We start from the raw sequence: 11,703 nt of genomic DNA, 5'->3' as shown, positions 1-11,703 counted from the left end.
CTAAAATTTAAAACAACTCCGCGTTTTTGTCGCTATTCCACACATACTCCATCGCTCGAGCGATATGCTACGCCTCGTCCCGGCCGTGCATATCAGCGATAAAACCCAGAGCCGCGTCGATACCAGCGCTCACGCCCGAGCTAGTATAAAATTTCTCGCTAACGCACCGCCCGGCCGCGCGTATCCAACGCACATTCAGGGCCTCCGAGGTCGCCCACTGCCAAGATAGCTTATTGCTAGTAGCCTCAATACCGTCCAAAAGTCCTGTTTTAGCTAGCAAAACCGAGCCAGTACACGCAGTGATCACGTACTCACGTCTGCGCGCCAGCTCGCCCAAAATAGCGATAAACCCGCTCTCATGCGCTAGCTTCCTAGCCGCAAAACCGCCCGGCACGAGCAAGACGTCAAATTTAACCATCTCATCTAGCTTTCGCGTCCAAATTTTAGCGCTCGTACTGCTACCCACGAGCCTGCCAGCAACCGAAAAATACTCTATCTCGTAGCATTTTCGCTCGCCCTTCTAGCGCAGGGGACAGGCGCCTCGGCAGGCCCCAGCGCATTCACCTCGGTAAATCCGTCAAAAAGCAAAACGTTTAGAGCCTTCATAGCGATCCTTTGTCAATTTTAGTTTCAAATTTAGCCCAAATTTGATTACGAGCGGCTAAAATTTAATGAGATTTTTCACATTTGCGAGGTAAAATTACAAAATCATTTTAAATCAAATTTTTAAGGAAAGACGATGCTAAGCGACAGAGAAATAGAAGCGAGCGCAAAGCCGCAAAATATCGTAAAAATCGGCGCAAAACTGGGGCTAGGCGAGGAGGAGCTAGACACCTTCGGCAAGCTAAAAGCCAAGATCGAACCGCGACTAGGCAGCGCGTCCGGCGCAAATCTCATCCTAGTTACCGCGACCAATCCGACCCCGTATGGCGAGGGCAAAACGACCGTAACCGTCGGGCTATCAGACGGCTTAGCGCGTATCGGCAAACGCGTGTGCGCCGCGCTTAGAGAGCCGAGCCTGGGGCCGGTTTTCGGTATAAAGGGCGGAGCGACGGGCGGCGGATACTCGCAGGTGACGCCGAGCGAGGATATCAACCTACACTTTAACGGCGACTTTCACGCTATTACCTCGGCAAATAACCTCATCGCGGCGATGCTAGATAACCACATCCACCACGGCAACGCCCTAAATATCGACCCTGCGCGCGTCGTTTTCAAGCGCTGCATGGATATGAACGACCGCTCGCTAAGAGAAATCGAAATCGGCCTTGAAAAGAGCAATAAATTTACTCGCAAGGACGGCTTCGTAATCACCGCCGCTAGCGAAATAATGGCGATCCTGTGCCTAGCGACCGACCTAAAAAATCTAAAAGAGCGCGCCCAAAATATCATCGTCGCCTACGATAAAGAGGGCGGCCTCGTGCGCGCAAAATCCCTAAACTGCGCCGACGCCGTCTGCGTACTGCTAAAAGAGGCGATAAAACCAAACCTCGTGCAAACTCTAGAGGGTACGCCAGTGCTCATCCACGGCGGACCGTTTGCAAACATCGCGCACGGCTGCAACAGCGTCATAGCGACCAAAACGGCGCTAAATTTAGCGGGCTACGTCGTGACCGAGGCGGGATTTGGCGCCGAGCTAGGAGCGCAAAAGTTCCTCGATATCAAGTGCCGCACCGCAGGCCTCGCGCCAAAATGCGTCGTGCTAGTAAGCACTATCCGCTCGCTAAAATATAACGGTGGATGCGACAAAGACGGCATCTCGCAGCCAAATTTAGACGCGCTAAAGCTAGGCGGCGAAAACCTAAAAGCCCACATAGAAAATCTCAAAAATTTTAACCAAAACGTCATCGTCGCGCTAAATAAATTCGCCTCGGACTCGGACGACGAGATCGCCCACGTACGCACTCTTTGCGAGGAGTCGGGAGCTGAGTTTAGCCTGTGCGAAGGCTTTTTAAAAGGAAGCGCGGGCACGGAGGATCTAGCTAAAAAAGTCGCACAAATCTGCGAAAAACCGGCTCGCAAGATAAGCTTCACGTATGAGCCCACCGACCACGTCAAAACCAAGATCGAAAAGATCGCGACTAAAATTTACGGCGCAAAAGACGTCGTCTTTAGCCCGCGCGCCCAGGCTGATCTAGCCGAAATTTCGCGCCTAGGCTTTGAGAGTATGCCCGTTTGCGTCGCAAAGACGCAGTATAGCTTTAGCTCGGATGCTAAGCTGCTAGGACGACCGAAGGGCTTTAGCTTCGAGGTTAGCGCGCTTGAGATTCGCGGCGGAGCGGGCTTTATCGTGGCGGTTAGCGGATCGACTATGCTGATGCCTGGACTGCCTAAAGTGCCTGCCGCCGAGCATATGAGAGCGGAGTAAAGCAAGCTTCGATCCGTCAAATTTGAACACAAAATTTGATCGGTCGGCGAAGTTTTTTGAAAAACAAAGGCGAATTTGGCGGAGATAACGCCGGGTTCGCCTTTTTAAATTTAACTATTTCGTCCTTTAAATTTGCCGTCAAATTTAAAACGCTAAATTTAACAAACGCCCGCGCTAGCTCGTAAATTTTATAGCAACGCTATTCATGCGAGATTTTTATCTTACCGTCCATCGCCGAAACGCAAAATCAGATTTACTCGCCTAAAGCCGCGTACCGGCCTAGCACCAAATTTGCGCTATTTTACGGCGTTTTAAATACCCAAATTTAAAGCTCGAAATTTGCCGCAAATCTTGGCAAAATCAGCATAATGTATTTTGGAGTTTTAATCAAATTTGCGCAAGCAAGCCAAAATTTACGCGCGATACAGCGCTAAATTTTAACTTTCTCCCACGGCTCTATCCCGCCGTCAACCTCTTTAAAGATACTCGCGATTTCTATATTTTTTACGCTCAAATTTCGCTCGTATGCCTTGACGTCGCGCGATTTTAGCTTCTCTTGCAAAAAGGCGAATTCATACTCTATCTGCCCGCGAGAGACGGCTATTTTGGCTATATTTCGCCAGTCAAATTCGCCAACTTTTGCCGCGTCAAATTTATACCCGCGAGCGCAGGCCTCCTCATAAACCCCCGCCAGATACGCATTTATCGCCTCTAGCGCGTTTTCATGTGCATAAAAGCGGTCAAGCTGCGGGTGATTTTTGTAGCCCTTAGTAAGCCCAGCCAGCACGTTTTTAGCTAGCAGCGCCTCACGCCAAAGCGCTACAAGCCCCTTTGCGTCGAGATATTTAAAGCTTATCGTCCAAAGTCTCATCTTTGCCTTTCATTAAATTTAACCACCAAAATAGACGCGCCTCGCCGCAGATACTTAAATTTGACCGCGTAAATTTACGCCCCCCCGCTAAAGCTCGTAAATTTAAGTTTTATTTTAGCGATTTTGGCTTATAATTATCTCGTTGCGATTCAAGGCGGCGCTTATTAGCCGCCATTTTCTAAATATCCTACCAAATCCTCGTCAAAACAAAAAATCAGATCATCAATAAAATCTTCTATATGCTCAGGCGCGATATTTACGATGATACTCCCCATTATTTTGTTGATTCTGGGCGTGCCGTCGGCGTTGATTTTATAAAGATTTTCAAAATGAAACGCGCGGTTTCTAATCAGCCTAAAAAGCGTGTAGGCAAAGCTTACTTTTTGATAGTTTAGCAGTTTATCTTTTTTGTTAAATTTGGAGTATTTGCGAAAATCCATCGCACGTAAATTTAAAATTTGATTATGGATTTTGTGCGTTTCGATGTTGCGCTCCCAGTAGCCAAGCGTTTTGGACGATATAAATTTATCGTCCGTTATACCTAAAGCCTTAGCTATCCTGTTTCTAATCGCCACTTCCAAAACGCCGATTTTAGCGCCGATTTTTCCTATGAGTAAGAAATTTTCTCTGTGTTCGCTTGCGTTTTTATAGCCGTCTAAACGGCCTTTTGAAAATATCTCTTCTAGCTTCTGCGCGCAAATTTGCCCCGCCATCATCTATTTTTTCTTCGCCTTTTTTGCCGCATTTTTCATATTTTCCAGCTCCTCGGCTAAAAATTTACCCGTATAGCTGCCCGTTTTTGCGTGATTTTTAGCAACCTCTTTTACGCTACCCTGCGCGATGATTTTACCGCCTTTTGCGCCGCCTTCAGGCCCCATATCGACGATGTAGTCGCAGTTTTTGATGACGTCCATGTTGTGCTCTATGACGAAGACCGAGTTGCCAAGATCGACCAAATGATGCAGCACGCGCACGAGCCTATCGACGTCGGCAAAATGCAGCCCCGTAGTCGGCTCATCGAGGATATAGAGCGTATTTCCCGTGTCCGAGCGGCTGAGCTCCTTTGCTAGTTTTACGCGCTGCGCCTCGCCGCCGCTTAGCGTCACGGCGTTTTGCCCTAGCGTGATGTAGCCTAGGCCCACGTCTTGCAGCGTCGTTAGTTTGCTAGCGATTTTGGGCACGGATTTAAAAAACTCCACCGCCTCGTCGATGCTCATATTTAGCACGTCGGCGATACTTTTGCCTTTGTAGAGGATTTCTAGCGTCTGCGCGTTGTAGCGGGTACCGCCGCACGAGTCGCAGACGACGTTTACGTCTGGCAAAAAGTGCATCTCGATCGTGATCTCGCCCTCGCCTTGGCACTTTTCGCAGCGTCCGCCCTTGACGTTAAAGCTAAACCTGCCGATCTTGTAGCCGCGCAGTTTGGCTTCTTTAGTCTGCGCAAAAAGCCCTCTGATCTCGTCCATCACGCCCGTGTAGGTGGCTGGATTACTGCGCGGAGTGCGGCCGATCGGGCTTTGATCTAGGTAGATCACTTTGTCTAGATTTTCTAGTCCGCTCAAATTTACTCCCGCGACCTTTTTTACCTTTTTGGCGCGGTTTAGCTGCTCCTGGGCTTCAGGCAGTAGGGTTTGCAGCACGAGCGAGCTTTTACCCGATCCCGAAACTCCCGTGATACCGACCAAATTTCGCAGCGGAAAGCGCGCGCTTAAATTTGATATGTTGTTGATATTTACGTTTGAGATTTCAAGCCACGTGTCGATTTTTCGGTCTTTTCGGTAGTCGATTTCCTTTTCACCGTTTATGTAAAGCGCGGTTTGCGTACTTGAGCCAAGCAGACTTTTTACGTCGCCGGCAAAAACTATCTGCCCGCCGAATTTCCCCGCTCCAGGCCCGATATCCACGACGTAGTCGGCCTCCTCGATCGTCTTTTTATCATGCTCGACTACGATCACGGAGTTGCCTTTGGCTTGCAAATTTCGCAGCGTTTTGATGAGCTTTAGCGTATCGCGCTCGTGCAGACCGATGCTAGGCTCGTCTAGCACGTACATCACGCCGCTAAGGCCAGATCCGATCTGGCTAGCGATCCTGATACGCTGCGCTTCGCCGCCGCTAATCGTGCGCGCATCGCGTCCTAGCGAGAGATACCCCAGCCCCACGTCGTAGAGGAAAAACAGCCTCTCGTTTATCTCCTTAAATATCGGCTTGGCAATCGTCCTGTCGTATTCGCTAAGGTAGCTAAAATTTGACTCGTCCGAAAAAAACGCGGTGCAGTTTTCTATACTCATGTCTAAAATTTCGCCGATACCGCGCCCTGCGACCTTGACGGCTAGGCTTTGAGGCTTTAGCCTGTGTCCGCCGCAGTCGTCGCAGACCTTCTCGCTCATGTATTCGTCAAAGTCCTTGTAGTCTTTTAGCAGTCCGTGAGTGATTTTTAGCGCGCCTTCAAATTTGCGCAGCAGCTTGTTTTTCTTCCAGAAAAACTCTACCTCTTTTACGTTGCCGTAGAGCACGAGGCGCTTTTCGTCCTCGCTAAGCTCGCAGTAGGGGCGCTTTACGTCAATGCCGTTTTGCTCGCAAAAAGCTAGCAAAAATTTATAATAATAGCTCATATTGTAGCCGTAAAGCAGCTTTATCGCGCCGCCTTCGATGCTTTTTTCTTCGTCGATCACTTTGGTGAGATCCAGGCTATATCTGATACCAAGCCCGTCGCACCTCTCGCATGCGCCCTTTGGGGAGTTAAAGCTAAAACTAAGCGGCTCAAGCGGAGTAAATGAAATTTTGCAATCAAAGCACGCCGAGTGCTCGCTATAGTGGATGAAGCTCTCTTTTAGCCCGAGCTCTTCGGCATTTGCTATCTCGATCTCGACCTCGCAGTAGCTTTCATTCAGCGCTTTTTCTACGTCCTGGGCTAGGCGCTGCGCGTTATCCACGTCTATCACGATGCGGTCTACGATGAGCTTTATCGTGTGTTTTTTAGTTTTAGCTAGCTCGATCTCCTCGTCTAAGCGCACCTGCACGCCGTCTATCTGGGCGCGCACGTAGCCTTTGCCGCGTAAATTTTCGATCAAGTCCGCCCACGTGCCCTTTTTCTCGCGCACGAGCGGAGCGTAGATGACGACTTTAGCGCCCTCGGGGAGCTTTTGTATCTCGTTTATGATGTCGCTAGCCGACATTTTAGAGATCGGTTTGCCGCACTTATGGCAGTGCTGGATGCCGATGCGAGCGTATAGAAGTCGCAGATAGTCGTAAATTTCCGTTATCGTGCCCACGGTCGAGCGCGGGTTTTTGGACGTAGTTTTTTGATCTATCGCGATAGCGGGCGTGAGGCCCTCGATCTTATCGACGTCTGGCTTACCCACGCGGTCTAAAAACTGCCTAGCGTAGCTACTAAGGCTCTCCATATACCTGCGCTGCCCCTCGGCATAAAGCGTATCAAAGGCTAGCGTGCTCTTGCCGCTGCCGCTAAGTCCGGTGAAAACTACGAGCTTGTTTTTTGGGATTTCAAGATTTAAATTTTTTAGGTTGTGCTCGCGTGCGCCCGTGATTTTTATAGTGTCGTTCATTTTTTGCCTAAATTTACTTGGATTTAACGGCGTATATTGTATTATCATCGCTATAAAATTTATATAAATTTAAAGGACGCGCAAATGAACGATATCCAAAAATCCTACGACGAGCTTCCCTATATCTCGAGCGCTTTTGCAGAGACTTCTCCCGCACGCCTTGAAGCTTTGGCTTCTTTTTTGTCGCTGACGCCGCCGCCGTCAAAAACGGCTAAAGTACTAGAAATCGGTTGCAGCTACGGCGGAAATTTATTTCCTTTTGCTATCGCAAACCCGCAGGCAAAGGCTCTTGGCATAGATCTAAGCGAGGTGCAGATAAATAAAGCCAAAGAGCTAGCAGAGCAAATGCGCGTGAATAATATAAAATTTATGGCAAAAGATATCTGCGATTTTACGGATGCGGACGTGAGAGATTACGGAAAATTTGACTACATCGTCTGTCACGGCGTTTATAGCTGGGTGCCTGATGCCGTAAAGGACGCAATCCTAAAAACGATCAAGCGATTTTTGAGTCCAAACGGTATCGCCTACGTGAGCTATAACGTCTATCCTGGCTGGAAGATCAAGGATACGATCAGAGATTTTTTAGTCTTTGGCACCAAAGACGTAAAAGGAGAGGCCGCAAAAGTAGCCAAAGCGAGGGAGCTTTTAAAAGTACTTGGCGAATACGCGAAATTTTGCCAAAAAGACGGTAACGTAAGTCAAATTTTCTTAAATTACGAAAGCCTAAAATTTCACATCGACTATATCTTATCCGCTAGCGACTCATATATAGCGCACGAGTATCTGGAAGTTTTTAACGATCCGATTTATTTTAAGGATTTTGCGGCCGATCTTGATAAAAACGGCCTTGCCTATCTCGCCGAGGTCGGACTAGACGACGTTTTTCAATCAAATTTAGGCATAGACGAATTTGATGCATATATAGACGCAAATTTTAGCTCGCGCATCCAAAAAGAACAAATGCTTGATTTTTTAACAAACAGGGTTTTTAGGCGCAGTATGATAATGCACAAAGACCTCGTTTCAGACAACTTTAACGTAAATATCGGCGCAGACGAGCTTTGTAAGCTGCATATCTCGGCAAATTTCGACCGAGTAAAAGACGGCTACGTAAATATAAACGGCGCTGCGATGAAGCCGCAGTACGACTGGCTTTATCAAGTTTTTACCGACGTTTATCCGGCAAGCGTAAATTTCGCCGACGTCGCCGCGCTCTTAAAAGACGATGAAAACGCGGTAAAATCGGCATACTTTGGCTTTATGGAGATTTTAGCCGCAAACTGCGAAAAGCTAACGACTTACGAGCGCCCAAAAATCGCTTACGAAGTAGGCAAAAGCCGCCTAAAAGAGCGAGCGCGAGGGTATTTTGAGTATTTTTCATCTAGCGACGAACCCGTGATAAAAATCTCCGACGAACTAAACGTGCCGGCAAATTTTTCGCAGTTTGATGCCTTTATCGCGCTTAAATTTAACGGAGAAAATTTGCTTGAAAATATCGTAAAACAGACGGTAAAATTTGCCAAAGAGAGAAACCTGGAGTTTGCTGGCAAAAACGGTGCGACAATAAAAACCATCAGCAAAAACGAATACCAAAAAGCGGCCGAAAACTACGTAAAAGACCTTGAGCTAAAACTAAGTGAGGGCGGATTTTTAGAAAATTTCTGATTTTTTTGGGGGCGAATGCGATAAATTTGCCCCCTACATTTCCCGTAAATTTGACCGCATTGTTTTAAATTTACGGGAACTTCTGAACTCGCCAAAATTTGACATGAATTTGTAAAATTTGGACGAGCAGTTTCAGCTATTAAAACGGTAAAATTTAGCAAAACCAAAATTATCGCAAATACTAAATTTAAGCAAAAAGCTTATTTATCATTATAAGTAGCGTCGTGCAAATAAGCGCAAGCAGGCATCTTTTTTGGATAGCGCGGTCGATCTTTTGCGCCAAAGCCACCCCAAACCTCACGCTTATAAGCGAGCCGATACCGACCAAAACGCCGACCTCGTACTGCACTAGCCCTTGCAAAGTTAGACTGATAAAGCCCGAAATCGACGAAAATATCACAAAAAACAGTCCCGTGCTGATCGCCTTTTTTATGTCATAGTTTAAGAAATTTATCAAAACCGGCATGATGATAACCGAGCCTCCGATACCCACGCTGATCGCTACCGCGCCGACAAAAAGTCCGACGAAAAAAAGCGGCACGAGAGAGGGATTGTGCGCGCCTTTTGGCTCCGGATTTTTAAAAAATAGCTTAATAACGTTAAAAATTTGAATGCAGATAAGCGTGAGAAGCAAAAATTTCGACGGAACGCTCGCCACGATAAATCCGCTCGCGCTCGCCCCGCAAAAGCCGCCGCTGCCCAGAACCAAAGCGGGCTTTAGATCAAGGGTCTTATTTTTGAGATTTAAAAGCGAGCCGTAGACCGAACTAAACATCATCTGAAGGACGCTTACGCCGATTGCGTATTTGACGTCAAAGCCCAAAAATACGAGTATCGGCACGGCCGCCGCGCCGCCGCCGATGCCCAAAAATCCGGACAAAAAGCCAATAAATAGTCCCAAACACACGTATCCGATCGACGCAACCGATAAAATTTCCATAATCTCGCCTTAAAGTAAAATCCGATTTTAGCCGTTTTTGGGTAAAATTAATTTTAAAATTTAAAAAAGGGAAGTTATTGAAAAGATTGTTTTTGATGATTTTTGCGGGGTTAAATTTGGCCTTTGCCGGCGTCACGGCAGGTCAAAGCGAGCTAGAGCTAGAAGGCGCGATTAAGAGATTTCAAAGACTGCTTGACATGAAAGACGTTAGCGAATTTGCTGTAGTGCCTCATCACGTTTTCGCCGCGCAAACGGGAGTAAATTTGACCCCGTCGGTCACGGTGATTTTTGGCGCGCCGGGCGTAATTGCGCCTTTAATAGAATGCGAACCGAGCCTAGCGCTGGAGCTTCCGTTTAAGTTTTTATTTCAAAAAATAGAGGGCAAAACGGTCGTGAGCTTTGAGGATATAAAAAGCGTCGCGGCCAGATACGGCGCCTCGGACTGCCCCGCCCTAGACGCGGCGCAAAGGCTAGAGCGCGAGCTTTTTGACGCCGCCGTCAAATGAAATTTAAGCTTAATTTTTATATAATCTACGCTCATTAAAGGATATTTTATGCTACTTTTGAGCCCAATTTTTTATTACGAAAAGATCAGAGAGAGATTTGCTAACTCCTACCTCGCCGAGGATACGACGCAGACTATCGTCGGCATCGACTGCGAGTATATCAGCAGCGAGCAGACCGATTTTGCGGGGCTTAAGAGCTATTTTAAAGCTCAAAAATTTGATGCGCCTTTTGCGGGACTATTTGGGGTGCTAGGCTACGGCGGGATAAAATATTTTGAAAAAATACCCGAATTTAACGCCTCGCAGTATGATTTCCCGGACTTTTTCTACGCCAACGCCCGCGCCTATCTGCACTTTGATAAAAATAGCAAAATTTACAGCTTTTACGGCGATAGCGAGCGGTATTACGATTTTTTAGTTAAATTTAGCGCGGACGACGAAGCGGCCGCCAAGGAACAGCGCGCAACAAGACAGAGCAAATATAAAATTTTAACCGATTTAGAAGGCGAAAAAGAGCACTTTCTAAAAATCGCAAAGCGCGCCAAAGAGTACCTAAAAAGCGGCGACGTCTTTCAAGTCGTGCTAAGCGAGCAGCTAAAACTAGCCTCGGATATGGATAGCTTGGATTTCTACCGAGCCTTAAGCGAGGCAAATCCGAGCCCTTATATGTTTCACTTTCCGACCCCCTACGGCGACGTCGCTGGCTCTAGCCCCGAGCTAGTCTGCGAGATCAAAGAGGGCAAAATCTACGTCGCGCCCATAGCCGGCACGCGCGGACGCGGCAGGGACGCGACTCAGGACGCTGCACTCGAGAGCGAACTGCTAAGCGACGAAAAGGAGCTAGCCGAGCATAAAATGCTCATCGACCTCGCTCGCAACGACATCGGCCGCGTCAGCAAGCCAAAAAGCGTCGCAGTCAAAAACGTCATGCGCATCGTGCGTTACGAGAACGTGATGCATATCGTCTCCGACATCTACGGCGCGAAGTCGGACGATATAGACGCCTTTGACGCAGTCGGCAGCATCTTCCCCGCAGGCACGCTCAGCGGTACGCCCAAGATCCGCGCCATGGAGATCATCGCCGAGCTTGAGCCTTATAGACGCAACGCATACGGCGGCGGCATCGGATTTTTCCACTTTAACGGCGACGCGCAAATGGCGATTTTGATTAGAAGCGCGATATTTTCGCGCAAATTTGGCAGCAAATTTGACGCTAGCGGGTATGACCCGCATCTTGACGGCGTAAACGAGTTAAATTTAAAAAGCGGCGAGCTTGGTGAAAATTTCGCCGAAATTTTCGTACAGGCAGGAGCGGGCATAGTGATAGATAGCGTGCCGGAATACGAATATAAAGAAATTTGTAAAAAACGCGCCTCGGTGCTAAACGTGTTTGCGAAAAACGCAAGGAAGATTTGAGAAATTGTCGTTGCAGACTAGGGTTTGCTACATAAAAACTTTTTAAACTTTGTTTTTCTTGGGAGGCGGAAGGGGTTTCTACTTACGAAGCGTCGCCCCTTCCGCCCCCAAACCCCCACCTACCCCACTGCACGTGAGATGTGGCGACACAGCTTTGCTCGCGCAAAGCGTCGCAAATTTTAAATTTGAGTTTTTAGAGTGCGGGTCTCGGCGGGTAAATTTGGCTTTAAATTTGAATATAAAACGATAAGGCGAAGTATTTTTTCTTTAGACGAGGCGGAAACGACGGAGGCGAGGGAGCGGACTGGTCGTCCGTGACCGAAGCCGACCGAGTTTCCAACGACGTATAAAGGAAAAAGACAAGCCGC

11 protein-coding genes are annotated in these 11,703 nt (G+C 47.9%); 5 read left to right on the top strand and 6 right to left on the bottom strand.

Annotated elements, in window-relative coordinates; translation table 11 throughout:
• Positions 1 to 67: 67 nt before the first annotated feature.
• Complete coding sequence (locus RYL88_RS08265) at positions 68 to 466, bottom strand: DJ-1/PfpI family protein (protein WP_314990492.1); 399 nt, start codon at positions 464 to 466, stop codon at positions 68 to 70.
• 273 nt (positions 467 to 739) lie between these two features.
• Here RYL88_RS08265 and RYL88_RS08260 point away from each other — a divergent pair, with 273 nt between their 5' ends.
• Together RYL88_RS08260 and RYL88_RS08255 are read left to right on the top strand one after the other, a co-directional pair.
• Entirely contained in the window at positions 740 to 2,368 is a 1,629-nt protein-coding gene (locus tag RYL88_RS08260) for a formate--tetrahydrofolate ligase (RefSeq protein WP_314990490.1), read from the top strand.
• 56 nt (positions 2,369 to 2,424) lie between these two features.
• Positions 2,425 to 2,553 carry a hypothetical protein gene (locus tag RYL88_RS08255; protein ID WP_314990489.1) on the top strand — a complete coding sequence of 43 codons (129 nt, stop codon included), beginning with the start codon at positions 2,425 to 2,427 and terminating at the stop codon, positions 2,551 to 2,553.
• A 245-nt stretch (positions 2,554 to 2,798) separates the two neighbouring features.
• Here RYL88_RS08255 and RYL88_RS08250 read toward each other — a convergent pair whose 3' ends face one another.
• The 3 genes from RYL88_RS08250 to uvrA all read right to left on the bottom strand — a co-directional run bounded on the left by RYL88_RS08250 (position 2,799) and on the right by uvrA (position 6,805).
• A complete protein-coding gene (locus RYL88_RS08250; protein ID WP_314990487.1) occupies positions 2,799 to 3,239 on the bottom strand; it encodes a pyrimidine dimer DNA glycosylase/endonuclease V in 441 nt (146 codons plus the stop codon).
• A 164-nt stretch (positions 3,240 to 3,403) separates the two neighbouring features.
• Complete coding sequence (locus RYL88_RS08245) at positions 3,404 to 3,955, bottom strand: ATPase (RefSeq protein WP_314990485.1); 552 nt, start codon at positions 3,953 to 3,955, stop codon at positions 3,404 to 3,406.
• A complete protein-coding gene (gene uvrA / locus RYL88_RS08240) occupies positions 3,956 to 6,805 on the bottom strand; it encodes an excinuclease ABC subunit UvrA (protein WP_314990483.1) in 2,850 nt (949 codons plus the stop codon).
• Positions 6,806 to 6,841: 36 nt separating this feature from the next.
• On the opposite strand from uvrA, the gene RYL88_RS08235 reads away from it, so the two are divergent.
• The gene (locus tag RYL88_RS08235; RefSeq protein ID WP_314990481.1) at positions 6,842 to 8,473 is read left to right on the top strand and encodes a methyltransferase regulatory domain-containing protein; all 1,632 of its coding nucleotides are present in this window, start codon (positions 6,842 to 6,844) and stop codon (positions 8,471 to 8,473) included.
• 187 nt (positions 8,474 to 8,660) lie between these two features.
• On the opposite strand, the gene RYL88_RS08230 is transcribed toward RYL88_RS08235, so the two are convergent.
• Positions 8,661 to 9,413, bottom strand: a complete 753-nt coding sequence (locus RYL88_RS08230; RefSeq protein WP_314990479.1) for a sulfite exporter TauE/SafE family protein — start codon at positions 9,411 to 9,413, stop codon at positions 8,661 to 8,663.
• Between the two features lie 77 nt (positions 9,414 to 9,490).
• Between RYL88_RS08230 and RYL88_RS08225 the strand changes: the two genes are divergently transcribed.
• Both RYL88_RS08225 and RYL88_RS08220 read left to right on the top strand, forming a co-directional pair.
• Entirely contained in the window at positions 9,491 to 9,919 is a 429-nt protein-coding gene (locus RYL88_RS08225; protein ID WP_314990477.1) for a DUF302 domain-containing protein, read from the top strand.
• Between the two features lie 48 nt (positions 9,920 to 9,967).
• Positions 9,968 to 11,335, top strand: coding sequence for an anthranilate synthase component I family protein (locus RYL88_RS08220; protein WP_314990475.1), 1,368 nt, complete (start codon positions 9,968 to 9,970; stop codon positions 11,333 to 11,335).
• Between the two features lie 179 nt (positions 11,336 to 11,514).
• Here RYL88_RS08220 and RYL88_RS08215 read toward each other — a convergent pair.
• Positions 11,515 to 11,703, bottom strand: a 189-nt coding sequence (locus RYL88_RS08215; RefSeq protein WP_314990473.1) for a hypothetical protein, incomplete at its 5' end; no start/stop codon positions are given.

Origin of the sequence: uncultured Campylobacter sp. (genome assembly GCF_963517995.1) — a bacterium.
Classification (GTDB): Bacteria; Campylobacterota; Campylobacteria; order Campylobacterales; family Campylobacteraceae; genus Campylobacter_A.
Note: the sequence above shows the minus strand (reverse complement) of the source record. Positions and strands in the feature narration are given on the sequence as shown.

Coding starts and splice junctions, on each gene's coding strand:
- uvrA (WP_314990483.1), bottom strand. CDS start 6,805: ATGAACGACACTATAAAAATCACGGGCGCACGCGAGCACAACCTAAAA.
- RYL88_RS08245 (WP_314990485.1), bottom strand. CDS start 3,955: ATGATGGCGGGGCAAATTTGCGCGCAGAAGCTAGAAGAGATATTTTCA.
- RYL88_RS08220 (WP_314990475.1), top strand. CDS start 9,968: ATGCTACTTTTGAGCCCAATTTTTTATTACGAAAAGATCAGAGAGAGA.
- RYL88_RS08230 (WP_314990479.1), bottom strand. CDS start 9,413: ATGGAAATTTTATCGGTTGCGTCGATCGGATACGTGTGTTTGGGACTA.
- RYL88_RS08260 (WP_314990490.1), top strand. CDS start 740: ATGCTAAGCGACAGAGAAATAGAAGCGAGCGCAAAGCCGCAAAATATC.
- RYL88_RS08250 (WP_314990487.1), bottom strand. CDS start 3,239: ATGAGACTTTGGACGATAAGCTTTAAATATCTCGACGCAAAGGGGCTT.